This window comes from Agromyces sp. NPDC052230 (genome assembly GCF_040679595.1).
Classification (GTDB): domain Bacteria; phylum Actinomycetota; class Actinomycetes; order Actinomycetales; family Microbacteriaceae; genus Agromyces.
Window position 1 is genome coordinate 199,226 of sequence record NZ_JBFAVC010000005.1, and the last position, 23,178, is coordinate 222,403.

At 68.8% G+C, this 23,178-nt stretch carries 25 protein-coding genes and 1 tRNA gene; 13 read left to right on the plus strand and 13 right to left on the minus strand.

Translation table 11 applies throughout. From position 1 onward, the window contains the following. Positions 1-80 precede the first annotated feature (80 nt). The 4 genes from AB0K73_RS12795 to AB0K73_RS12810 all read left to right on the plus strand — a co-directional run bounded on the left by AB0K73_RS12795 (position 81) and on the right by AB0K73_RS12810 (position 3,822). Positions 81-1,052, plus strand: coding sequence for an NAD(P)-dependent oxidoreductase (locus AB0K73_RS12795; RefSeq protein WP_360513330.1), 972 nt, complete (start codon positions 81-83; stop codon positions 1,050-1,052). A 112-nt stretch (positions 1,053-1,164) separates the two neighbouring features. Beyond that, a complete protein-coding gene (locus AB0K73_RS12800) occupies positions 1,165-2,100 on the plus strand; it encodes an NAD(P)-dependent oxidoreductase (RefSeq protein WP_360513328.1) in 936 nt (311 codons plus the stop codon). Between the two features lie 100 nt (positions 2,101-2,200). Next, positions 2,201-3,136 carry a cation diffusion facilitator family transporter gene (locus AB0K73_RS12805; protein WP_360513326.1) on the plus strand — a complete coding sequence of 312 codons (936 nt, stop codon included), beginning with the start codon at positions 2,201-2,203 and terminating at the stop codon, positions 3,134-3,136. Between the two features lie 26 nt (positions 3,137-3,162). Further along, positions 3,163-3,822 carry a pyridoxal 5'-phosphate synthase gene (locus AB0K73_RS12810; protein ID WP_360513324.1) on the plus strand — a complete coding sequence of 220 codons (660 nt, stop codon included), beginning with the start codon at positions 3,163-3,165 and terminating at the stop codon, positions 3,820-3,822. A 16-nt stretch (positions 3,823-3,838) separates the two neighbouring features. Here the strand turns inward: AB0K73_RS12810 and AB0K73_RS12815 are convergent, their stop codons facing one another. After that, the gene (locus AB0K73_RS12815) at positions 3,839-4,990 is read right to left on the minus strand and encodes an epoxide hydrolase (RefSeq protein ID WP_360513322.1); all 1,152 of its coding nucleotides are present in this window, start codon (positions 4,988-4,990) and stop codon (positions 3,839-3,841) included. A gap of 90 nt (positions 4,991-5,080) precedes the next feature. Continuing rightward, positions 5,081-5,761 carry a helix-turn-helix transcriptional regulator gene (locus AB0K73_RS12820; protein ID WP_360513320.1) on the minus strand — a complete coding sequence of 227 codons (681 nt, stop codon included), beginning with the start codon at positions 5,759-5,761 and terminating at the stop codon, positions 5,081-5,083. Positions 5,762-5,925: 164 nt separating this feature from the next. Here AB0K73_RS12820 and AB0K73_RS12825 point away from each other — a divergent pair, with 164 nt between their 5' ends. Beyond that, the gene (locus AB0K73_RS12825) at positions 5,926-6,213 is read left to right on the plus strand and encodes a hypothetical protein (RefSeq protein ID WP_360513318.1); all 288 of its coding nucleotides are present in this window, start codon (positions 5,926-5,928) and stop codon (positions 6,211-6,213) included. A gap of 30 nt (positions 6,214-6,243) precedes the next feature. On the opposite strand, the gene AB0K73_RS12830 is transcribed toward AB0K73_RS12825, so the two are convergent. Both AB0K73_RS12830 and AB0K73_RS12835 read right to left on the minus strand, forming a co-directional pair. Next, the gene (locus tag AB0K73_RS12830; protein WP_360513697.1) at positions 6,244-7,062 is read right to left on the minus strand and encodes a VTT domain-containing protein; all 819 of its coding nucleotides are present in this window, start codon (positions 7,060-7,062) and stop codon (positions 6,244-6,246) included. 178 nt (positions 7,063-7,240) lie between these two features. Next, positions 7,241-8,065, minus strand: a complete 825-nt coding sequence (locus AB0K73_RS12835; RefSeq protein ID WP_360513316.1) for an oxidoreductase — start codon at positions 8,063-8,065, stop codon at positions 7,241-7,243. A gap of 34 nt (positions 8,066-8,099) precedes the next feature. Here AB0K73_RS12835 and AB0K73_RS12840 point away from each other — a divergent pair, with 34 nt between their 5' ends. Both AB0K73_RS12840 and AB0K73_RS12845 read left to right on the plus strand, forming a co-directional pair. After that, the gene (locus AB0K73_RS12840) at positions 8,100-8,801 is read left to right on the plus strand and encodes a TetR/AcrR family transcriptional regulator (RefSeq protein WP_360513314.1); all 702 of its coding nucleotides are present in this window, start codon (positions 8,100-8,102) and stop codon (positions 8,799-8,801) included. A 10-nt stretch (positions 8,802-8,811) separates the two neighbouring features. Beyond that, complete coding sequence (locus AB0K73_RS12845; RefSeq protein WP_360513312.1) at positions 8,812-9,678, plus strand: LLM class flavin-dependent oxidoreductase; 867 nt, start codon at positions 8,812-8,814, stop codon at positions 9,676-9,678. 28 nt (positions 9,679-9,706) lie between these two features. Here AB0K73_RS12845 and AB0K73_RS12850 read toward each other — a convergent pair whose 3' ends face one another. Both AB0K73_RS12850 and AB0K73_RS12855 read right to left on the minus strand, forming a co-directional pair. Beyond that, positions 9,707-9,883 (minus strand): hypothetical protein, encoded by a 177-nt coding sequence (locus AB0K73_RS12850; RefSeq protein WP_360513310.1) that lies wholly within the window; start codon positions 9,881-9,883, stop codon positions 9,707-9,709. Between the two features lie 213 nt (positions 9,884-10,096). Next, positions 10,097-11,194: an SDR family NAD(P)-dependent oxidoreductase gene (locus AB0K73_RS12855; protein ID WP_360513308.1), complete on the minus strand. Its 1,098-nt coding sequence runs from the start codon at positions 11,192-11,194 to the stop codon at positions 10,097-10,099. Between the two features lie 58 nt (positions 11,195-11,252). Between AB0K73_RS12855 and AB0K73_RS12860 the strand changes: the two genes are divergently transcribed. Further along, on the plus strand, positions 11,253-11,834 hold the full coding sequence (locus tag AB0K73_RS12860) for a helix-turn-helix domain-containing protein (RefSeq protein ID WP_360513306.1): 582 nt from the start codon (positions 11,253-11,255) through the stop codon (positions 11,832-11,834). 42 nt (positions 11,835-11,876) lie between these two features. On the opposite strand, the gene AB0K73_RS12865 is transcribed toward AB0K73_RS12860, so the two are convergent. Next, positions 11,877-11,958, minus strand: a tRNA-Leu gene (locus AB0K73_RS12865). A 16-nt stretch (positions 11,959-11,974) separates the two neighbouring features. After that, the gene (locus AB0K73_RS12870; protein ID WP_360513304.1) at positions 11,975-12,235 is read right to left on the minus strand and encodes a DUF1653 domain-containing protein; all 261 of its coding nucleotides are present in this window, start codon (positions 12,233-12,235) and stop codon (positions 11,975-11,977) included. Between the two features lie 178 nt (positions 12,236-12,413). Between AB0K73_RS12870 and AB0K73_RS12875 the strand changes: the two genes are divergently transcribed. Further along, a complete protein-coding gene (locus AB0K73_RS12875) occupies positions 12,414-14,225 on the plus strand; it encodes a hypothetical protein (RefSeq protein WP_360513302.1) in 1,812 nt (603 codons plus the stop codon). A 61-nt stretch (positions 14,226-14,286) separates the two neighbouring features. Here AB0K73_RS12875 and AB0K73_RS12880 read toward each other — a convergent pair whose 3' ends face one another. Next, positions 14,287-14,949, minus strand: a complete 663-nt coding sequence (locus AB0K73_RS12880) for a DUF305 domain-containing protein (protein ID WP_360513300.1) — start codon at positions 14,947-14,949, stop codon at positions 14,287-14,289. A gap of 37 nt (positions 14,950-14,986) precedes the next feature. Beyond that, entirely contained in the window at positions 14,987-16,660 is a 1,674-nt protein-coding gene (locus tag AB0K73_RS12885) for an alkaline phosphatase D family protein (RefSeq protein WP_360513298.1), read from the minus strand. Between the two features lie 82 nt (positions 16,661-16,742). Between AB0K73_RS12885 and AB0K73_RS12890 the strand changes: the two genes are divergently transcribed. Beyond that, complete coding sequence (locus tag AB0K73_RS12890; protein ID WP_360513296.1) at positions 16,743-16,997, plus strand: hypothetical protein; 255 nt, start codon at positions 16,743-16,745, stop codon at positions 16,995-16,997. Here the strand turns inward: AB0K73_RS12890 and add are convergent. The 3 genes from add to AB0K73_RS12905 are packed head-to-tail and all read right to left on the minus strand — an operon-like array spanning position 16,966 to position 19,385. Beyond that, entirely contained in the window at positions 16,966-17,934 is a 969-nt protein-coding gene (add, locus tag AB0K73_RS12895) for an adenosine deaminase (RefSeq protein ID WP_360513294.1), read from the minus strand. The genes AB0K73_RS12890 and add overlap by 32 nt on opposite strands. Further along, on the minus strand, positions 17,931-18,158 hold the full coding sequence (locus tag AB0K73_RS12900; RefSeq protein WP_364775328.1) for a hypothetical protein: 228 nt from the start codon (positions 18,156-18,158) through the stop codon (positions 17,931-17,933). The genes add and AB0K73_RS12900 overlap by 4 nt, the downstream gene beginning before the upstream one ends. A gap of 30 nt (positions 18,159-18,188) precedes the next feature. Beyond that, entirely contained in the window at positions 18,189-19,385 is a 1,197-nt protein-coding gene (locus AB0K73_RS12905; protein ID WP_360513290.1) for an adenosylhomocysteinase, read from the minus strand. A gap of 354 nt (positions 19,386-19,739) precedes the next feature. Here AB0K73_RS12905 and AB0K73_RS12910 point away from each other — a divergent pair, with 354 nt between their 5' ends. The 3 genes from AB0K73_RS12910 to AB0K73_RS12920 all read left to right on the plus strand — a co-directional run bounded on the left by AB0K73_RS12910 (position 19,740) and on the right by AB0K73_RS12920 (position 23,177). Then, positions 19,740-20,780, plus strand: a complete 1,041-nt coding sequence (locus AB0K73_RS12910) for a LacI family DNA-binding transcriptional regulator (protein ID WP_360513287.1) — start codon at positions 19,740-19,742, stop codon at positions 20,778-20,780. A gap of 218 nt (positions 20,781-20,998) precedes the next feature. Next, a complete protein-coding gene (locus tag AB0K73_RS12915) occupies positions 20,999-21,805 on the plus strand; it encodes a helix-turn-helix transcriptional regulator (protein ID WP_360513285.1) in 807 nt (268 codons plus the stop codon). Next, complete coding sequence (locus AB0K73_RS12920) at positions 21,780-23,177, plus strand: amidase family protein (protein ID WP_360513283.1); 1,398 nt, start codon at positions 21,780-21,782, stop codon at positions 23,175-23,177. The genes AB0K73_RS12915 and AB0K73_RS12920 overlap by 26 nt, the downstream gene beginning before the upstream one ends. The last annotated feature ends 1 nt before the right edge of the window (position 23,178 follow it).

Consider the following 23,178-nt stretch of genomic DNA (forward strand, 5'->3'; position numbering starts at 1 on the left):
GTCACAGCAGATGTCGGGCGCTGTCACAATCCACGTCGGTCATCCGTCGGAGGGGGTGAACCAACAGAAAGGCAAGGCAAATGCGAGTTTTCATCGCCGGAGCGACCGGCGCAATCGGGAGCCGGCTCGTGCCGTTGCTCGTCGCGGCCGGACACGAGGTGACCGGAACGTCGCGCTCGGTCAGCGGCGTGCGACGGATCGAGGCGGCGGGTGGCCGCGGCGTCGTCATGGACGCGCTGGACGAGGGATCCGTGCGTCGCGCCGTGCTCGACGCGAAGCCGGAGGTGCTCGTGCACCAGCTCACCTCGTTCTCGGGCGGGTTCGACTTCCGGCACATCGACACGTCGTTCGTCGTCACGAACGAACTCCGAACGCGCACCACCGACGCGCTGATCGCGGCGGCACAGGAGGCCGGCACGCGGCGCATCCTCGTGCAGAGCTTCACCGGATGGACCAATGAGCACGCCGGCAGCCGGGTGAAGACCGAGCAGGACCCGCTCGATCCGCACCCCGTCCCCTTGGCCCGGACCGCGCTCGACGCGATCGCCCACGCCGAACGCGCGACCGTCGCGGCGGGCGGGCTCGCCCTGCGGTATGGGTCGTTCTACGGCCCCGGCCAGTCGATCGGAGCCGGCGGGGAGACCCTCGAGGCCGTGCGCAAGCGCAAGGTACCGATCGTGGGTGACGGCGGAGGCGTGTGGTCGTTGTGCCACATCGACGACGCCGCGAGCGCCACGGTCGCCGCGGTCACGCACGGTGCCCCGGGGATCTACAACATCGTCGACAATCATCCGGCGCCCACCTCGGAGTGGGTGCCAGGCCTGGCGCAGGCGATCGGTGCGAAGCCGCCGATGCGCGTGCCGGCATGGCTCGCACGCCTGATGATCGGTGATTTCGGTGTCGCGTGGATGACCACGGCGCGCGGCTCGTCGAACGCGAAGGCCAGGGCCGAGCTCGGGTGGGCGCCGCGGTACGGGAGCTGGAGAGAGGGGTTCCGAACCGGGCTCGGGCTGGCCGAGGCATCCGACGCCCGGGGTGCGCGAGTGGCCTGAGAACGCGACGCATTCCCGTCCGCGCCGCCCGACACCCACATGGCTGAGATCGCAGGTGTCACAGACGGCGGCACTGATCCGTCGGAAGAGGTAACACGAGAAGGGACGAGACATGCGAGTCTTCATCGCCGGCGCCACCGGGGCCGTGGGGTCGAAGCTGGTGCCGCTCCTGGTGGCCGAGGGGCACGAGGTCGTCGGCACGTCGAGGAGCCGGGAGCGGCTCGGCGTGCTCGAGCGGGCGGGTGCGACGGGCGTCGTCATGGACGGGCTCGACGCGGCATCCGTTCGCACCGCCGTCCTCGACGCCCGGCCCGACGTGATCGTGCACCAGCTGACGGCCCTCAGTGGTCCCGCACTGGACCTCAAGCATTTCGACCGAGGGTTCACGACCACGAATGCGCTTCGCACCAGGGGCACCGATCTCCTGCTCTCCGCCGGAGCCGCGGCCGGCGTCGGGCGCTTCATCGCGCAGAGCTTCGCAGGATGGCCGAATGAGCGCACGGGCGGACCGATCAAGACGGAGGAGGATCCACTCGATCCGACGCCGACCGCGGCGTCGCGCGAGACGCTCGCCGCGATCCGCCACCTCGAGCGGGCGACGACGGATGCCTCGGGGCTCGTGCTGCGGTACGGCGGGCTCTACGGGCCCGGCAACGCGATGGGTCGCGGCGGCGACATCCTCGCCATGGTGCAGTCGCGGAAGATGCCGGTCGTCGGCGGCGGAACCGGTGTGTGGTCGTTCTGCCACGTCGAGGACGCGGCATCCGCCACCGCGATCGCCGTCACGCGAGGGGCGCCCGGCATCTACAACATCGCCGACGACGAACCCGCCCCGGTCGCGGAATGGCTCCCCGAGCTGGCGCGCATCATCGGCGCGAAGCCGCCGATGCGCATTCCCGCGTGGATCGCACGGCCGCTCATCGGCGAGCACGGCGTCTCGCTCCTGACCCAGGTTCGCGGCTCGTCGAATGCGAAGGCGAAGCGCGAGCTGGGCTGGAGTCCGCGGTACGCAAGCTGGCGGGAGGGATTCCGCACGGGACTCGGGTGAGTGCAGTGGCGCCGGTGGTCCGCCGCCGCCGACCCCCTGAGAACGCGACTCATTCCCATCACGGCGGGCTCGCGGCATCCGCGCCTACGCTGGGAGGGACATGGCACATTCCCACGATCAGGCGCACGCCCACCTGGCGTCGGCGAACCGCACCCGGCTCCGGGTGGCGATCGCGATCATCGCAGCGTTCCTGGTCGTGCAGGTCGTGGGCGGAATTCTCAGCGGGTCGCTCGCCCTGCTCGCCGATGCCGGGCACATGGCGAGCGACCTCATCGGCCTGGTCGTCGCGCTCGTCGCGGCGGTCGTGGCCGCGCGCCCGGCAACCGACCGGCAGACGTACGGCTACCGGAGGGCGGAGGTGCTCGGCGCCCTGGTGAACGGCGTGGTGCTCGTGGTCGTCGCCGTGTCGGTGGCGGTCTCGGCGTTCGGCCGGCTGGTCATGGGCGAGGGCGGCGAGGCGCACGAGGTGCAGGGCTGGCCCATGCTGGTCGTGGCGGTGCTCGGCATGGCGGCGAATGTCGCGGCCCTGCTCGTGCTGCGGGGCGGCGCGGCCGACTCGGTGAACATGCGCGGTGCGTACCTCGAGGTGCTCGGCGACCTGATCGGGTCGGTGCTCGTGATCGCCGCGGCCGGCGTGATCCTGCTCACCGGGTTCGATGCCGCCGACCCGATCGCGTCGCTCCTGATCGCGGCGCTCATCGTGCCGCGGGCGCTCACCCTGCTGCGCGATGTCGTGCGTGTGCTGTTCGAATCGGCTCCGCCCGACACCGACGTGGCCGAGATCCGCGACCACCTGTTGGGAGCGCCCGGTGTCGTCGCGGTGCATGATGTGCACGTGTGGCAGATCACCTCGGGCTCGCCGGTGTTCAGCGCGCACGTCGAGGTCGACCCCGACGTCTTCGCGGCGGGTCGCGCAGGCGAACTCCTCGACGAGCTCGGCGGATGCCTCTCCGACCACTTCGACGTCGCGCACTCGACGTTCCAGCTCGAGCCGGCCGGCCGGGCGGGACATGAGCAGCCGCACCACCATCCGTGAACGACGGCGAAAGAGCGGGGGCACGGATGTTCCGTGACGAACTGCGGGCGCTGCCCGCGCTCATCGGGCGATCGCCCGACTTCGACACCACGATGCTTCCGCCCGACCCTCGGGAGCTCTTCGTCGACTGGTTCCGGGCGGCGGTCGATGCCGCGGTGCCGGAGCCGCACGCGACGACCCTCTCGACGGTCGACGACGACGGGATGCCCGACGCGCGCGTGCTGCTGCTGAAGGATCTCACTCCCGAAGGATGGTGGTTCGCGAGCGAGGAGGGCAGCGCGAAGGGCCGGCAGCTCGCAGCGAACCCGCGGGCCGCGCTCACGTTCTACTGGAGCGGGCTCGGTCGGAGTGTGAGGATCCGCGGACACGTCGAGCGCGGTTCGGACGCCCGTGCGGCGCACGACCAACGCGAGCGGGGCATCGGCGCACGCGCCGTCGGCCTCGTGGGGCGCAGCGGCGCTGTCGTGGGGGCAGCGGACGCCGACCGCGAGATCGACGCCGCCATCGACGCGGCGCTGCGGCGGATCCGCGACGCGGGGCCCGAATTCGTGGACCCGGGCTGGCGGGTCTGGGTGGTGCACGCGGGATCCGTCGAGTTCTGGCAGGCGCACCCCGAACGCCGGCACGTTCGCGTACGTTACGAGCGCGCGGGCGAGGGATGGGCGATCACGCGGCTGTGGCCCTGACAGCCCGGCGCGCGTTTCACACGGCGAGCAGCCGCGTGAAGGAGGTTCGGATGTCGCCGACGAGGTCGCCCGGCGCCTCCATGGCGGGGAAGTGCCCGCCGTTCGGGTGCTCGTTCCAGAACGCGAGGTGTCCGTCCGGGTCGAGGATGCGCCGCATGAGCGGCTCCTCGCCGAACGCCACGATGCCCTGTGGGCGGTCGTGGCTGCGGCCCCACGCGGCCTCCGCGTGCGCGGTCTCATAGAGCAGGTTCGCCGCGCCGTCGCCTGCCCGACCGAACCACGACACCGTGACGAGCGTGAGCAGGTCGTCGAGGTCGACGGCGTCCTCGGGCAGTGCCCGGCCGGGATCGGTCCATTCCTGGAACTTCTCGACGATCCAGGTGGCCTGGGCGATCGGGGAGTCGGTGAGTCCGTAGGCGACGCTGAGGGGCCGGGTGGACTGCAGCTGCAGGTACCCGTAGTCCTCGCCTCTCGCGTCCTTCAGCTGCTGATGGCGCGCACGCTCCTCGTCGGTCAGGTGATCGGTCGGCGGTGTGTACTCGGTGGCGATCGCTCCCGGATCGGTCGCGGCGATGGAACCGAGCACCCGGTCGCCGGCGTCGAGGCAGAGCTGCTCGCTGATGCCCGCCCCGATGTCCTCGCCGAACACGGCATACCGGTCGTAGCCGAGCGCCTGCATGATCTCGTCGAAGGCGTGCGCCGTGCGGGCGATGTCCCAGCCATGGCTCGCGAGCGGGGTCGAGAATCCGTATCCCGGGATCGACGGCGCGACGACGTGGAACGACGGCGCCGTGGCATCCGCCCCCTCGTCGCTGTCAGGGTCGGCGAGGATCGGCGCGATGCCCGCGAACTCCACGAACGATGACGGGTAGCCGTGCAACAGCAGGAGGGGCACGGCCTCGTCGCGAGCGGAGCGCACGTGCAACCCGTGGATCGGCTGGCCGTCGACCTCCGCGATGAACTGCGGCAGCCGGTTGAGCCGTGACTCTTGGGCTCGCCAGTCGTATTCGTTGCGCCAGTAGCGCGCGAGGCGCTGCGCGTAGGGCACGGGCGTGCCACGGCTCCACTCGTCGGTGAGTGCGGCGGGCCAGCGCGTGCGGTCGAGCCGGGCGTGCAGGTCGTCGAGCTCGGCGTCGGGGATCGTGATCGCATAGGGCCTGATGTCCATGGGTTTCCGTCCTCTCGGTGGGGTGCGACCCGTCGAGTGAAGCGGATGTCCCGCGCGGCGTCTTGAACCGGAACGACACCGCCGGCGCGCCTACACGGGCTCGTCGCGACGTTGCGACTCCGCCGGCGTGTACCCGGTGAGCCGCTTCACCTCGCGCGTGAGGTGCGACTGGTCGGCGTACCCGAGCTCGTACGCGACCTCCGCGATCGCTTCGCCCGCGCGGAGGCGCGCGACCGCCTTCCGCGCACGCGTGACCTGCCGTACGTGCCGGGGGCTCTGCCCCGTGATCCGCTCGAAGTGACGCTGCACCGAACGCGCGGAGACGCCCGGCTCGGCCCCGCTGAGTTCGGCCGCGATCACGGGATCGTTGGCGAGGAGGCCGTTCGCGTCGAACGCGGCGAGCAGCACGTCGATGCGGTCGTAGTCGGGCATGGTCCAGGAGCGGCCCGCGAGTTCGAAGCACCCGTCGGTGAGTATGGGCAGCCGGATGGTGCGATCGCACATCGAGTGCGGATCAATATGCGTGAAGTAGGAACCCTGCGTGAAGCGCACGCCGATGCTGCGGTTGCCGGTGCGGTACGGCACGGCCGTCGGTCGGGATGACGGCCCGCTGAGCAGCACGCGGGAGCCGCCTGCGGCCAGGATCGTGAAGATCATGTCCCAGCAGGCGTCGGCGGCGGCGATGTAGGTGCCGTCGCTCGTGTCGACGGTGTGCCAGACGACGTCGACGAAGCGGGAGGATGAGGCTTTCTCCTCGTAGAGGAAGCTCATGCTGCCGACTGTACACGCGCCCTACGCGAGCATCCGCTCGCCCTCGCCGGCTCGCGATCGGTGGGATCTCGGGCACGCACGCCCACCAAGACGCGAACAGCGCCTCGATAGCATCGAAATGCGGGGACCGATCAGCCCCTGAGGAACTGGGAGGACACCCTCGCATGGACACCATCTATGTCAGGTTCGAGATCGAACCCTTCTCGTCGGTGCCGGTCGGCTACGCGGTGTGCGAGTTCGTCGACGGTCTTCCCACACGTCAGGTCTCGGTGGTCGGCGACCGACTGATCAGCTCACTGTCAGGCGAGGAGGACCCGGAGATCGGTCCGACACTGACCGAGTCGGCCCTGGAAGAGGACTGGCGCATCGAAGAGCCGGAGCTCGAGGAGGTCGACAAGGAATTCTTCGAAGGGCTCTGGGAGCAGGCCAACCGAGTTGGGAGGCGGCCATGACGGCCCCATGGCGCCGATCGACCCCTGAGCTCAGCGGTCGTGCGGCGGCTTCTCGTCGCCCGGACGCCCGGCGCCGTGGTCGCCGTGTCGGTCGCCCTCGAAGTGCGGCGGGCGGTCGAACACGTCGGGATCGAGCACGAGCTCCTCGGCCTCGACTTCGTCGGTGACGACGTCTTCGCCCGCGGCCTCGGCCTTCTTGGCCTTGCGGCGCTCGCTGAAGTAGTGCCAGAGCGTGATGAGCGCGGTGCCGCCCACCGCGACGAGCAGGATGATGTCGATGTACTCGCGAACGAGGAACGCGACCGGGGGGATGAACCCGATGAGGTACCCGAACATGGTGAGCCCGAAGCCCCAGAGCACCGCGCCCGTGAAGTTGTAGAGCGTGTAGCGGCCGCGCTGCATGTGGCCGACGCCCGCTGCGACGGGGGCGAAGGTGCGCACGATCGGCACGAAGCGCGCGAGGATGATCGTGAGCCCGCCGAACCGCTCGAAGAACGCGTTGGTGCGCTCGACGTTCTTGACGCTGAAGAGCCCGCTCTCCTTGCGTTCGAACACCCTCGGGCCCCCGCGATGCCCGATCTCGTAGCCGGCCTCGCCGCCGATGAACGCCGCGACCCCGATGAGGATCGAGACCCACCAGATGTTCACCCCGAACACGCCGTTGGGGGCGGCGGGGGTGGAGTGCGAGAGCAGGCCGGAGATGACGAGGAGCGTGTCGCCGGGCAGGAGGAAGCCGACGAGCAGGCCGGTCTCGGCGAACACGATGAAGCAGACCACCAGGAGCGCCCACGGGCCGGCCGAGGCGATGATCGTCTCGGGGTCGAGCCACGGAATGAGGGCGGTATGGATCACAGGGATCTCCTGTCGTCGTCGGGCACGGCGGATGCCGGTCAGCAGGCGGCGTGGTGTCGTTGCAGTCTACCCAGCGGATGCACCGCCCGACTGAGTGCTCGCACCGAATCATTCCCGAGGATGACGCCACCCGCGCGGCGTCCGACTCGCATCAATCCGCGCTCGGCGCTCGAGTTCAGGCGAGTCCGAACTGGCGGCGCATCATGGCGTCGAAGACCCGGTCGGGCAGCCGGCTCAGCGTGACCGCCGTCGATGCGCCGCGGCCGACCCGGTAGCGGATGCGCGGGCGCTCGGTCGTGGCCGCCTCGACGATCGCGGCGGCGACCGGTTCGACGTCGCTCGTGATCGCGGTGGTCTGGGTCGCGCGATGGTAGCGGGCAACCGCTCTGGCCATCTGGCGGTATGGGCCTTCGCCCGACGTCGCCTCGAGTCGCTGCATCGCCTCCTCGTGCCACCCGGTGCGCACCGGCCCCGGCTGCACGACGGCGACGCTGATGCCGAACGGTCGGAGCTCGGCGCGCAGACTGTCGGAGAGCGCCTCGAGCGCGAACTTCGACGCGTGGTACCAGCCGCCGAGCGGAGAACTGAATTCGCCCGCCAGGCTCGACACGTTGACGATGCGACCCGTCGATGAGTGGCGCATCGACGGGATCACGCGCTGCGTGAGGCGGATCAGTCCGAAGACGTTGACGTCGAACTGTTGGCGGGCAAGCTCGATGGAGGTCTCCTCGAGGGCGCCGAATTCACCGTATCCGGCGTTGTTCACCAGGATGCCGACGGGCCCGAGGTGCTGTTCGACCTGCTCGACGGCGCGGTCGATGCCATCGGCGTCGGCGAGGTCGAGCCGCACGGGCAGCACCGCGGGGAGCCGCTCGATCAACTCGGTGCGGCGCGCGGCACCGGCGACCCGGTAGCCGCGGTCGACGAGCATGCGCGCGGTGCGGGCACCCAGGCCCGAGGATGCACCGGTGACGAGGACGACGGGGAGGTTACTGTTCATGACGTTCACAGTTTCCCAAGGTACAGTGAACGTCATGCACAGTCAACCGAACGATCGCCTGCTCCGCGTGGCGTGGGGCGTGGAGGCGCCGCCACCGCGCGGGCCGCGGGCCCGATTCACCGTGGGGGATGTCGCGGCGGCGGCCTCGACACTCGCCGACGCGGGCGGCCTTGCGTCGGTCTCCCTCGCGCGAGTCGCCGGCGAGCTCGGGCTCACGACGACGGCGCTCTATCGTTACGTCGATTCCAAGGATTCACTCGTCGAACTCATGACGGATGCCGCGGTCGGTCCGCCACCCGCGCACGACTCGGCCGATTGGCTCGACGGCGTGCGGGCCTGGGCGCACGAGCTGCACGGGCGCTACACGCGGCATCCGTGGATCGCCGAGGTGCACGTGACCGGACTGCCCCGTTATCCCAATCGGCTGGCGTGGATGGAGGCACTCCTCGTGCTGCTCGATCGGGGCCGCATCGCGGATCCGATGCACGTGGCACTGCTGCTCGAGTCACTCGCCAGGGCATTCTCGTCGATCGCACCCGAGGAGACCGAGGCATCCGCCCCCGCCCGTTGGCTCGTGGAGGCGGTCGCCGAGCGTTATCCGCGGCTGTCGCAGGAGCTCGATCGTGACTGGGGCGACGTCGAACCCGAGCTCGCCCGCGCGGTCGACACGGTGCTGCGCGGCGCCGAACGCGTGGCCGAGCGCGGCGCCGAGCCAAGTGTCGGGGGTCGCCGATAGCGTCGCCGTCATGCGGCATGGATTCATCTTCACCGGTACGGAACCGAACCTCGCGGTCGAGCTCGCGCAGCTCGCCGAGGCATCCGGGTGGGACGCGTTCTTCGTGTGGGAGGGCATCTGGGCGACCGACCCGTGGTCGACGCTCGGCGCCGCGGCCATGGTCACCGAACGCATCCGCCTCGGCACCATGCTCACACCGGTGCCGAGGCGGCGCCCGTGGGAACTCGCCGGCCAGACCATGACGGTCGACCGACTGTCGAACGGCCGGGTCATCCTCTCGGCGGGGCTCGGAGTTCCCGACGAGGTCGAGCACCGGTTCTGGATCTTCGAAGACGATCCCGGGCGAAAGGTGCGCGCCGAACTCATGGACGAAGGCCTCGAGCTGCTGCAACACCTGTGGCGGGGCGAGCCGTTCGAGTACGAGGGTCGGCACTACCGCGCCGACCGCACCGACCAGATGCTCCCGCCCGCGATCGTGCAGGAGCCGCGCATCCCCACCTGGGTCGTCGGCCTCTGGCCGCGCATGCGGTCGATGCGGCGCGTGGCACAGTACGACGGCTGGATCCCGAACTATGCGCCGCCCGGAGGGGACGGCGTCGACCCGCTCGAGCAGCAGCGCACCTACACGCCCGAGATCGCCGCCGAGGCGATCGCGTGGATCCGCGAGGAGCGCGAGCGCCTCGGCCTCGGCGACCGGTCGTTCGACGTGGTGCAGGAGGGCACGACGAGTGGCGATCCGGCTGCGGATGCCGCGGTCGTGCGGCCGTGGGCCGATGCTGGTGTCACGTGGTGGCTCGAATCGGACTGGCAGGTTCCGGCGGAACGCGTCGCCGATTATGCGCGTGCGCGGATCGCGGCCGGTCCTCCGCGCGCGTAGACGCATTCAGCCCGCAGCGACGCGGCGCCTACCGCAAGTCGTCGAGGGGCTCGGTGTCGTTCTCCGCGACCCCCTCCGTGGCGGCGCGCTCATCGGCCACGGCGGAGTCGAGCAGGTCGTCGTTCACGTCGGGGTCGAGCGGTGCGTCGGGGTCGAGATCGAGGTCGCGGTCACGCGGGTTCTCGCGCGGATCGATGTTCGTCATGATGCTCCTCTCTGGCGCGGGCGGCTCCCACGCGCCTCGACGGTAACCCGACGGCCGTGAGGGCGATAGGGGCTTGCGCGTCGTCACGGCGTCAGCGCCGGCATCCGCCTTCGGGCACGCCGAAGAGAAGGTCGCGGCCGGCCGGAGGGGGAGGGGGTCGGCCGGCCGCGACAGGGGGTCGTCGTGAGCCCGAGGTGACGACGACGGGTGGGATCAGGCGGCCGACCAGCCGCCGTCGCTCGCGAGCACGACGCCGTTGATGTTCACGCCGTCGTCGCTGAGCAGGAAGGTGATCGATGCCGCGAGCGCCTCGGCTTCGGCGGCATCGGGGAGCACCGCCATCGCCTGCCGCACGCGCTGGGCGCCGAGCGGCGAGGCGAACGTGGCCTCGATGTTCGTGATGGTCGCACCGGGGGCCACGGCGTTCACGCGCAGGCCGCTCGGTCCATACATGAAGGCGGTCGACTTGGTGAGACCCACGACCGCGTGCTTCGACGCGGTGTACGCGACGCCGGCGGCCGATCCGCGGAGGGCGGCCTCGCTGGCGGTGTTCACGATCGAGCCGTAGCCCTGGGCCAGCATGACGGGAGCGACGGCGCGCATGAGCTTCATCGTGCCGTCGACGTTCACGGCGAACACGCGCTTCCACACGGCGTCGGTGAGCTCGCCGATGGGCGTCATGTCGTCCATGATGCCGGCGACGTTCGCGAGGCCGTCGATGCGCGAGCCTGCGGCGCCGACGATCTCGGCGACCTTGGCATCATCGGTGATGTCGGCGACGAGCGTGATGATGTCGGCGCCGGAGTGTTCTGCCGCGAACTCGTCGAGACGCTCCTGGGAGACGTCGACCGCGATCACGCGGCCGCCCTCGCGTGCGATGCGCGACGCCGTGGCGCGGCCGATGCCCGAGCCCGCCCCCGTGACGATCACGGTCTTGCCGGCGAAGCGACCCTGGTCGAGGCGCTCGACCCATTCGGGGCGCTCGACGGCCGGTACGGCTGCGGCATCCGTCGACCCTTCGGATGCTTCGGTCCCGGATGCCTCGGTGTGAGCCGTTGTGGCGTCTGCGCCGGTGCTCGCGGGAACGTCGCCGGCGGCGGCTCGGCGCACCAGCTCATCGAGCAGCTCCTGCGAGAACGAGCCCTTGCTCAGCTTGACGAGTCGCTTGATGGCGAGTCGGTGCACGGGACGCAGGACGCCGGCGTCCTGGCCGGACTGCGCGAGCAGGTCGCGCAGGATGGGGCCGCCGACCGGGTGCTCGAGCCACGTCTTGATGGAGTCGTCACCGGTGAGGGGCTTCGGAGTGCTCAATTCGGGTTCCTTCGCTTGAACGTTACCGGACAACCATGTCCGGTAGTAACGTTACACCGTGCCCGAGGTTGAGAAGCGGACTCCCAGCAATCGCAAAGCCAACCGCGGTCCGAGCGCCGGACCCGAGAATCGTCGTGCGCTCATCGCCGCCGCGCGCGAGGTCTTCGCAGCCGACGGCCTGAAGGCGCCGTTCAGCGCCGTCGCCAAGAAGGCGGGCGTGGGGCAGGGCAGTCTCTACCGTCACTTCCCCGATCGGCTCGCGCTCGCCGTGGCCGTGTTCGACGAGAACCTCGACGAGCTCGAGGCCGCGGTGGCGTCGCCCGACGCCACGCTCGACGACCTGCTGGAGGCCATCGTCGGCCAGGCCGTCGTGTCGACCGCGCTCATCGACCTCATCTGGCTCAACCGCCACGACGAACGCGTCATGCACCTCAGCGAGCGGCTCGCGAGTCTCGCAGGAATGCTCCTCGAACGCGAGCATGCCGCCGGCCGCATCGCCGACCATGTCGAGACGCAGGACGTGCTGCTCGCCATCACGATGCTCGCCGACCTGCTCTGGCGAACGGATGCCACGGAGCGACCCGATGTCGCCAGGCGGGCGCGCGCGATCTTCCACGCCGCGTTCAGTCCGCGCGGGTAGCCCGCCGGCGGCGGCGTATCGGGCAGGGCGGCGTATCTCCAGTGCGGAAGGTGGGACTTGAACCCACACGCCCGAAGGCACAGGAACCTAAATCCTGCGTGTCTGCCGATTTCACCACTCCCGCGAGTGCATCGATCAGTCTAGGCGCGGTTCGGCTCCGCCGACTCGTCGGAACGGACCGGTCGGAACCGCGGCATCCGGACGCCGTCGACCTCGACGGTCTCGCTGAACATCGCGAGCGGGCGCACCCATGCGCTGCCGTCACCGTACAGCTGGCGGTAGACGACGAGCTCCTCCTCGGTCTCACTGTGCCGCGCGACGAGCAGCACCTCGTAGCGGGCGCCCTTGTAGTGCTCGTAGACGCCGGGCTCGAGCGGTGACGCGCCCACGGATTCGGTCATCCGGCCATCGTACGGACCGTCCGTGAAGATGGGGACTGTTCGCGGGTGCGCTTCACCGCTACGGTGTAGCCAGAGATCGGCCTCCCGGGGCCCTCTTGCGGTGCATGACGAGGTGCACCTTCCGAGTCGTCGGGAGCGATGTTCGATCGCCCACGAAGCGGAAGAGAGGGAACCAACGATGCGAACCCCACCCCGATCGCTGCGATGGCGCCGACGTGCGCTCGCCGCAGCCGGAGCACTCCTGCTCGGCACGTCACTCATGGCTGGCACGGCAGCCTCGGCCGAGGAGGACGAGGACCCACGCGTGGGCCTTGCCCCGGGCTACCTGACCGACTTCGGTGTGGCGACGAACGGTATCGAGCTCCTCTCGAGCTCGCCGCGAGTGGCACCGTTCGACGCGAACCCGAACAACTTCGGGTTCGTCAACTCCGACCTCGCCTTCACCGGCGACAACGCCATCGTCGGCAACTTCAACGGCTTCCAGGTCTACGACGTGTCGGATGCCGCAGCGCCGACGCTGCGCTCGTCGTTCGTGTGCCCCGGCGGCCAGGGCGACGTTTCGGTCTACGGCGACCTCCTGTTCATGTCCGTCGAGGAGGGCCGCGGCCGCATCGACTGCGGCACGCAGGGCGCCAGCGGTTCGGTGAACCCCGAGCGGTTCCGCGGCGTGCGCATCTTCAACATCAGCGACATCGACAACCCGGTGCAGCTGCCGGGCGTGCAGACCTGTCGCGGCTCGCACACGCACACGCTCGTGACCGACCCCGATGACCCCGAGAACATCTACATCTACAACTCGGGCACCTCGGGCGTGCGGTCGCCGCTGGAGCTCCCGGGCTGCGAGAACGCCGCGCTGACGGCGGAACCCGTCACCACCGGTAACCCGACGCAGTGGCGCATCGACGTCATCAAGGTGCCGCTCGCGACGCCCGAGACCGCGTCGATCGTCAGCCAGCCGCGCATCTTCGTCGACGAGGCGACCGGCGCGTACAACGGCCTGCAGAACACCATGCCCGGCGCGCAGCACCCGAGTGGCACGAACTACAGCCCGCTGCCCAACACCAACACGTGTCACGACGTCACGGCGTTCCCCGAGATCGGCCTGCTCGCGGGTGCGTGCCAGGGCAACGGCATCCTCGTCGATATCTCCGACCCGGCGAACCCGGAGCGGCTCGACGCGGTCTCCGACCCGAACTTCTCGTACTGGCACTCGGCGACGTTCAACAACGACGGCACCAAGGTGATCTTCACCGATGAGTGGGGCGGGGGCACGGGAGCACGCTGCCGGGTCACCGACCAGCCTGAGTGGGGAGCCAACGCGCTCTTCGACATCGTCGATGGCAAGTTGGAGTTCAAGAGCTACTACAAGCTCCCGGCCGTGCAGACGTCGCAGGAGAACTGCGTGGCGCACAACGGATCGATCGTGCCGGTGCCTGGCCGCGACATCATGGTGCAGGCCTGGTACCAGGGCGGCCTGTCGGTGATCGACTTCACCGACACGGCGAACCCGGCCGAGATCGCCTACCTCGACCGTGGACCGATCAACTTCCCGAATGCCACTGGCCTGAACCTCGGCGGGTACTGGTCGACGTACTGGTACAACGGCAACGTGCTCGGCAGTGAGATCGCCCGCGGCTTCGACAGCCTGGCCTTCACGCCGAGCGCCCAGCTGTCGGCCAACGAGATCGCCGCGGCCGGCGAGATCCAGCTCGAGGAGTTCAACGCGCAGCTCCAGGCGCACCTCGTGCACGCGCCGAGCTTCGCGGTCGTGCGGTCGTACGTCGACCAGGCCGAGCGCAGCGGTACCCTGACCGGTGACGCCCTCGCAGAGGTGCGTCAGCGCATCGACAACGCCGAGAAGTTCTCGACCGGTCCGGTGAACAAGCGGGCGATCCTGGCACAGTTCAGCGAGGCAGTTGCGCTTTCGGGTGCACCCGCCGACTCGGACCTCGTGCTCGCGCTGAACGCGCTGGCGGACACCTTCCGCTGACGCGGCCCGAAGTGAAGGATGCCCGGCGGCCCTCGAGCCGCCGGGCATCTTCACGTTCGGGTCACGACCGCTCGGCGAGCATCTCCTGCATCCGGGCGATCTCGATGTTCTGGTCGGCCTCGACGTGACGGGCGAACTGGTCGACGGATGACTCCTGTCCGCCGCCGGCGCGGTAGAGCTCGTCGACCATCTGCACGGCGCCCTGATGGTGCTGGATCATGTACTCGAGGAACAGCCGGTCGAACGCGGCATCCGTCGACGACTCCAGGCTCGCGAGCTGCTCGTCGGTCAGCATGCCGGGCATGCCCTCCATGGCACCGCCGTGGGTGTCGTGACCCTCGCCCCGCAGCGGTTGGCCGCGGTCCTGCAGCCAGCGCGCCATGAGATCCATCTCGTCCTCCTGGCTGATGCGCATGCGTTCGGCGAGCAGTCGGATGTCGCGGTCCTGCGTGCGTTCGTCGACGTAGCCGGTCATCACGATGGCCTGGTCGTGGTGCAGGATCATGTTCCGCATGAAGGTCACGTCGGCCTCGACATGCTTCGGCGACCCCAGCTGCTCCGCCTCCTCGGGCGAGAGCGTGCGGTTCGGCTCGCCCGGCGCCCCGAGCTGCACGACCGGGCCGGTCGGGGCATCCGAATCGGGTGCACCCGCCGTGCACGCGGTCAGGCCGACTGCGAGCACGACCACCGTGCCGAACCGCCAGGACCGCCGCATCGCCGCCATCCCACCAGTCAACACGAAATGCGCGGGCGCTGCACGGTCACGATTCGATGGGCGCGCGGCTGGCCGCCGGCACGGTGATGGACGCCACTTCCTCGAGCTTCGGGTGCAGCTCGTCGTCGCCGTCCACCTTGCCGGTGTGCCACGTGAGGTGGAGCCCGTCGGGCCCCTCCTGCAGCAGGGCCAGGTTGTTGTCGAACCACGGACCCTTCACGGTGTGCCAGCGGAATGGGGCATCCGGAACCTTCACCGATCGCGCGGCCCAAGCACCCACCGGAGTCGCGGCCCCGTACGACATGACGACCGCGAACCAGCGCAGGAACCGGGGGAGCGGGTTGCGCACGGGCGAGCAGACCGTCTGCAGGATGCGACTTCCGCCCTCGCGCTCGACTTCGGCGAGGTAGGAGAAGTGCACGTCCCCAGAGAGGAACGTGACGGTCTGCGGTGCCGGCCCCCGTTCGCCGTCGGCGACCTCGGTCACCATTCGGGCCACGGCCTGGAACGTGTTCTGGAACGCCGCCCAGTGCTCGAGGTCGACGGCCTGCCGCAGGCGCTCGCCGATCCAGGCGGGCGGCTTCCCCCACGCGCCCTGGGCGATCGCCTCATCCCACGCCTCGACGTGGTGCAACCCCATCGGCAGGAGGAACGGCAGCGACGTGGCCACGAACACGTGCCGGAACCCGCCGCGCAGTTTCTCGTCGAGCCAGGCGAGCTCCTCGTCGTCGAGCAGCCCGCGCGCCGAGGGCGTGAGGTCGCGCGCGGCCCGGGAGTCGACCACGATGAGGCGCACGTCGTCGTAGTCGCGCGAGTAGCTCCAGCGGAAGCTCGTCGGATCCTTGTCGGCCCGGTCGGCGAACGCGTCGATCGCGTCGCTGAGGTCGAGTTCCTCGTCGCCGCGGTGTCCGGCGACCCGCCGCCACAGCTCGTCCTCGGCGCGCTCCTGCGGCGAGAGGTTGCCGAGGTGCTGGTACACCCAGTACGACGCGAGGCCGGCGACGATGCGGCCCTGCCACCACGAGGTGGCCTCCATCTTCTTCTTCCAGTCGACCGACGCGTTCCAGTCGTCGCGCACGTCGTGGTCGTCGAAGATCATGGCGGTCGACAGCGTCGAGAGCAGCCATCGGTTCGCGTCATCCGACCATGCCAGCCAATAGAGGTGCGCGTACTCCTCGAAGTCCTTCAGCTCCTTGCCGGGCTCCTTGCGGATGTCGCGCCGGCCCTTGATGAACTCCTGCATCTCCTTCGACGTGAGGTCGGCGTACACCTGGTCGCCGAGGAAGAGCAGCAGGTCGGGTCGGATGTCGCTGGCGCCCGCCAGGGCGAGGGCGAACGCGCGCATCGAGTCGACGCCGTGCGTGCGGTTGCCGGTGCGGTCGTGCGGAACGCTCGTGCGACACGATCCGTAGGCCATTCGCAGCGGACGGCCGGGGGTGAGCGTGGCGATCGTGGGCGCGGGGTACTCCGAGTCGGGCTCGGGCCACACCTGCTCGCCGTCGATCTCGACGCGGTACGGATGCTCCGAGCCCGGCTCGAGGCCGTCGAGCTCGACGAGCGCGTAATGGTGGTCGTGCACGGCGAACGTGCGGGCCTGCCACGAGTGGCCGCCGAGGTGCACGCTCACCCGGGAGTCCGCTCGCGTCTCCACCCAGACGCTCGCGGACGTCTCGTCGACGTACCGCAGCATCGGGCCCAGCACCAGCGGTGAGGTTGCCATGCGTTCTGTTCTACCTCCCGGTGCGCCCCCGGAACCATGGGTTGACTCGGCGGGTGGTGCTGCGCCCCGTGTGAGGAGTAGCGTGATCGCGCTGCAGGAGGTGAACGAGGATCTCGACGACTTCGAACGGTTGATCGACATCCTCGGCCGCAACTGGGACTACCTGCTCACCGACACGAGCGAGGGCAGCCGGGGCAACGGTGAGCGCATGGCGTTCCTGTTCAACCGCGACAAGGTGTGGTTCCGCAAGGTGGCCGGTGAGATCGTGCTCCCGAAGGTGCAGCTCGTGGTGCCGGTGCTGGCGTTCACGTGGCGAGGTTCCGTCCGCGCGCGGTGAAGGATGACTGTGCGGCTCGTGCGGCGATGTCCCGCAGGGCCTCGAGGGGAATATGTGCATCATGTTCCGCCCGGCGATACTCCTCACTGAGCCGGGTGTGACTCGGTGTGGGGTTGTCCGTGTTGAGGGTGACCGCGACACCTGCCGCGAGGAGGTCATGAATCTGGTGGGACTCAAACCCGGTAGACGCACGTGTCTGCGTGTTGCTGGTGAGCGCCACCTCAAGGGTGACGTCGCGCTCGCGTAGCCGTTCGAGCAGCCTTGGATCCTCGACGGAGCGGACACCATGGCCGATGCGCTCCGCCCCGAGGTGATTCATCGCGTCGGCGACGCTCTGAGGACCCGCGGCCTCGCCGGCATGCACGGTGATGTGCAGGCCTGCGTCTCTCGCGCGGGCGAACGCCGGGGCGAACGCGACGCAAGGGACACCTGCTTCGTCGCCAGCGAGGTCTATCGCGCACCAAACATCTCGTGTCTCGAGGATGGTGTCGATCTGCTTGTCTGCGGACTCGGGTCCGAGGTTTCGCAAGACGATCGCAATCAACCCGGCCGGCATCCCTGTGCGCGCGGAAGCCGCTGCGACACCTTCGCTTACAGCGTCGACGACGGCACGCGGGTGCAAGCCGGTCTGACGCGCAACGAACCAGGGGCTGAAGCGAAGCTCGAGATAGTCAAGTCCGTCGTCGTAGGCGTCCTCCACGGCATTCGCGCCGGCGTGAACCCAGTCGCCTGCTTCGGTGAGGATTGCCGCTGCGTGGTCAATTCGCTTCAGATAGGAGACCAGGCTGTCCGTGCTCTCATCGGCGGTCAACATTCGACGCAGCCCGCGGATGGTGTCCTCGCTGCTCACTGAGCGACCGAGCACATCGACCAGATGGCTGGGCCGGAGCGAACCCTCCAGGTGGCGATGAAGGTCGATCAGCGGATATGCAGTCATGCGTGGTCCTCCTGTGCCTGAGAAGCCGAGGTCGTCCTCAGATCGGTCTCCTTCCGAGATGCATGCTCGGTGTCGACATGCTCGCTGTTGAAGGTCGACTCGACCCACGCGAGCTCTGCCCTCGAGCGAGCGGCGGGCACCGAGATCTGGTATGCGCTCATGAGGCTGTTTCCGTTCTTTCGTTGGGTGGAACCGATCACGTTGCCGCTGCCGACGATGTTCATCACGGTGGTCTGTCTTCCCAGAGATGCGACTCAGCGGAGGATGTCAACGAGGCCGGCGGCGAGGGCGTGATTGATCACCTCTGGCACGGGGTAGGCGCCGGTAAACGGTGCGCCGCCGGCGGCGATGGTTCCCAGGCTCGCTGCTTGCAGTGACAGCCCGAGGTCCATGGCCTCGATCGGGTTGCCCTTCGCGGCGGTGAGATTGACCATCTTGGTTCCATGGAGGATGACGATCTCCCTCCCGTTCGGGAGGCGGTACGCGATGCGGGCGTCGGCGTCGGTCGAGGACGCCAGAGTGAGCGTCTGGGTGGCGGCGGCGGCGAGCGCGGGCAGATCGATCTCGTTCGGTTCGTGACCGACGCCGGCGATCATCGCGCCGTCTGGGAGCAGAGCGAGGTCATCGAGCGAAAGGATGTCGGCGCGTCCGGTCGACATGAAGAGGGCGTGCGCGGACGGCAACGCCTCCATGACGGGAGCGACGTGGTGACCGGCCAGTATCGCCTCCAACGCGCGGAACGGGTCGCGGTCGACGACGGTGACGCGCGACCCGAGTTGGCGCAGCGTGTCGGCGACGCCCTTGCCACACGGCCCGTATCCGATGACCGTGGCCTGGAGCCCGGGGAGCTGTCGGTTGGTGGCGTTCATGAACCCTTGCACGATGCTCTGTCCGACGCCGTATTCGTTCTCGACGAGCAACTTGAGCGGACTGTCGTTGATAACGATGACAGGGAAGTCCGGCTGCACCGGCAGATTGCGCACACGCGTACCGCCGGTGGTCGTCTCCTCGGTGCATCCGAGGAAGTTCGACGAGCGTTCGGCACCCTTTGTGAGTCGTTCGATCAGTTCGCCGCCGTTGTCGAGGATGAGGTCGGGGCGGCTGGAAATGACGGCGTCGAGATTGCGAGCGTGGGCGGCGGCGTCGTCGTCACGGCCGCCGATGACCTCGGCGCCGAGGCCGGCGAGGATCGCAGCGGTGCTCGATTCGGTGGTGCCGAGGTTCCCGGTGATCGTGACCTTCGCTCCGTACTCGAGAAGCCAGTAGCACAGCACCGCGGTCTTCGGTTCAAGGTGGAGGCAGATGCCGAGGTGACGGCCGCGGAAGACCGGACCGAACTCCTGCATGATACGGGCCAGCAGCGGCATGGATCGTGCGGCCCAGTCCACGTCGGGGTCACCGGTGGCGGGGAGCATCGGCGTCGCGCCCTGTCGGATATCGGAGGCGGTCATGCGAGGTCCTTTCGCGGGCAGCGGGGCCGGCTGCTCATCGTTCATGCCCCCACCGGTTCGGGCCCGTGATCCCGCACGTACCGAGGGTTGAGCATGACGGGCGGCTCATTGGGTTACGCAAGTATGCCCAAACGTTAAGCGCTTGACAAGCATCAGGTGGAAGATCTCGTTTTCGAGACCGGGCGATTCGTCGTCGATGCGTTGTGGATTGTTGCCATGTCGAGCCATTGCGTCGGCGCCCGTGCCCTACGCGACGTAGCATTAAGCGCTCGACGCGACGTAACACGGGCCCTGAAGGGTGTCGAAGCACGTGCTCTGTGCGGGGACGAGGGCCGCCGACGAAGGGAACGAGCAATGCGCGACGCCATTGGGGACCGCATTCCTCGGCCGCGCGTAACCCTCGCAGATGTCGCGCGTGAAGCTGGCTGCTCGGCCGCCGCCGTCTCCCTGTGGGTGAATGGTAAGAGCTCCGGACGCCTCAGTGTCGAGAACGCGGAACGCATCGAGCACGCGGTGGTGCGTTTGGGCTATGTACCCAACCGGACTGCGCAACGACTTGCCCTCGGTTCTTCGCAATCGGTGGCATTCTTGTTCCCCGGCGCCGCGTACGGAAATTTCTTCACGACGATCGTCGACGGCGTCGCCGATCGTCTTGGCCCCGAGTGGGAGATCACCTTTGTCGACGCAAAGCTCTCCGCAAGCGCCGCGTCCTCTGCGCCATTGGCGCGGGCACTGCGCAGCGACCCGTCCGGCTTGCTGGTGTCGGCTCCGTCACCGGACATCCTTGCCGCGCTCGAGGACGTGTGCGTTCCTACGGTGGTCATCGATGCCCCTTCCGCCCCCGCACATGTCTCGCTTGTCACGTTGGATCTCACCCCGAGCATCCATGCGCTTGTGCAACATCTGGACGAGCTCGGACACCGTCGCGTGGCATACGTGTCCTACGTCGCCGAGTCGCTCAGCCTCTCGAGCCGCCGGTCGCAGGTCCGCGACCAGCTCCTCAGACGAGGCATCGACATGGTCGACCAAGACCTCCTGCTCGACTCCCTCACGCTCACGCACGCTGCACAGGCGTTCACGGGAATTTGGCCTGCCTGGGAACGTGCTGGCGTCACAGCAGTAATCTGCGCGGACGATCGCCATGCCTACGGGGTCATGGCCGCCGGACGTGAACTCGGAATTGACCTGCCCGGACGCCTCTCTCTCGTGGGCTTCAACGATCTCGACCCCAATGCTCTCCTGTCGCCCGCGCTGTCAGCCATCGCACTGCCTGCCCTCGAAATGGGTACGGCGGCAGCCGACGCGTTCGCCGCCCACTTGTCCACGGGAACCCCGTCACGGCTGATGATTCCTACCCGTTACATTCGCCGGGAATCCACCGGCCCTCGCCGCTGATCGCAACCGGCACAGCGTCCCGTTGACGTTTTCGGGAACGTGTACCCACGTGAGGAAGCACCATGGGCATTGTGCCGTGATGAAGGCGGGCGTCGTGATCGCGGCGCAGGAAGCGCCTGATCGACTTGCCGGGTGTACGATCTGCGGTAATCGGCCGAATCGCGCGGTGATCGTTTCGCGACCCAGATGGCGTGCTCGGCTCAGGCAAGGAATGGCCGATGATGCTCACCGTGGAAGCCCGTCGCTCGCTCGACGACGTGCTCGACGTGCTCGACGCCGATGTGGCATCCGCGGCGCTGCGCTTCGATCTCGCCGGGCCACTCATGCAACTGCTCCGAGCGGACTTCTTCGCCTCCTACGTTCGCAGTCCGGTCGGGGACAGGTACGCCCAACGCGTCGCCGTGAACATGGGTGACGCCAACTTGGCTCGTTACGAGACGTACTTCCAGTTCAACGACCCGCTCACGCCACGGATGGCCGCCCAGTCCCGTGCGGCGATCGTCGACCGAGTCGTCGATCGCCGCACGCTGGAGCGCTCCGAGTTCTACAACGACTTCCTTGCCGTCGACGGGCTGCACCACGGCATCAACTATTTCGCCTACCGGGGTGGACGACACCTCGGCGACCTCCGTCTCTGGCGAGCGCGGTCGGGCCCTCCATTCGACGAGGACGACCGCGCGCTGCTCGACCTCGTCGCAACGGCATTCCGAGCTCGTCTCAGCCTCGAGCACGCACGGATCGAGACGGTGCTGCCGCCGCGGCTCGCGGAACCGCTCACCGCGCGTGAGCGCCAGATCGCCGTCGCCGTCGCCGACGGCGCGACGGACCGCGAGCTCTGCGTCCGATTCCACCTCTCGTACGGCACGGTGCGCACCCACCTCTCGCACATCTTCGAGAAATGGGGGATCGACAGCCGGCTCGGCATCGTCGCAGCCGCACGGCAGGGAATCGACGAATTCGCTGATGCCGCCGGGGCGATTTCGCGGCATCGTGATGGCCATGACGACAGGAGCAGGGCCGTCTGACCCGGTCGGCGTGACCGACCACGTCGAGCAATTCATCACGCACGTTCATGCGTTCGACGATCTCCGCATGTTCATCGGATTCGAGGAGGCGTCGTTGCGCCGCGCCGCCGCGAGGAGCCGGCAGGTCGCTGGTCCTGGGCCGCTGCACGGCGAGCTCTATGCGGTGAAGGACATCGTCAACGTCGCCGGTATGGCCACCTCAGGCGGAACCTCCGCGCTTGCCGATATCCCGATGCAGCAGGATGCACCGGTGATCGCGCGACTCGCTCGCGCTGGAGCGGTCGTCGCGGCGAAGACGAACCTCCACGAGCTTTCCTTCGGCATCACCTCGAACAACGCGGTTCACGGTGCCGTCGGCAACCCGTACGACGCGACCAGGATCGCCGGGGGAAGCAGCGGCGGCAGCGCGGTCGCCGTGGCCACCGGTCTGGTCCCGTTCGCGATCGCCGCCGACACGGGAGGGTCCGCGCGCCTTCCTGCCGCCCTCTGCGGGATTGTCGGCTATCGCCCGACCGTCGGCCGGTATCCGATGCGAGCAGTCCTGCCGATCTCACCGACCCGCGACACGCTCGGTCTCGTCGCAAGAACGGTCGACCTGGTGCGCACGGTGGACGCGGTGATCCGAGAGGAATCCGCGGCCCGATCGTCGGTGCCCGAACGACCGAAGCGTGGACACCTTCGGCTCGGCCTCCCGACCGACGTACGCGGCGCCGACCTGGACCCGGCAGTCGCGGCATCCCATCGCGCGACGCTTCGGGCCATCGAGGCGGCAGGGATCGAGCTCGTCGGAGTCGACCTCGCAGGAGCATTCGACACGGCCGGGCGCATCGGTCTGACGATCGCCTTGGCCGAGTTCCCCGGCGCCGTCGAACGGTTCCTCGCCGACGCGGGCATCGATATCGAACTCGAGACGATCGGCGCCGGCATCGGCAGTCCCGACGTGCGCCGTATCTGGGAATCGGCGTTCTCCGCTCCGACACCCGTCGATGTCTATCGGCAGGCCATGCGCGAGCGCGATCTGGCCCGAGGGCGCATCATTGCGGCGCTCGACCGGTCCGACGTCGACGCCATCGTGTTCCCGACCGCTCCCGTGACCGCTCGGCCGATCGGTGACGACGACACCATCGAGTTGCGGGGCGAACGCGTCGGGACGTTCGAGACGTACACACGATTCACGAACCTCGCCGGCGTGCTGGGACTCCCGGGCATCTCGCTTCCGTCTGGTCTCGATGATCGGGGTCTGCCGATCGGCGTGGAGCTCGACGCCCGCCCTGGCGACGACGATAGCCTGCTCGAGATCGCGGCGAAGATCGCTTCATTGCTCGACTCACCCCCACCCCCACCCCCGCGCCGGGCACCCGCGGGCGGATAGC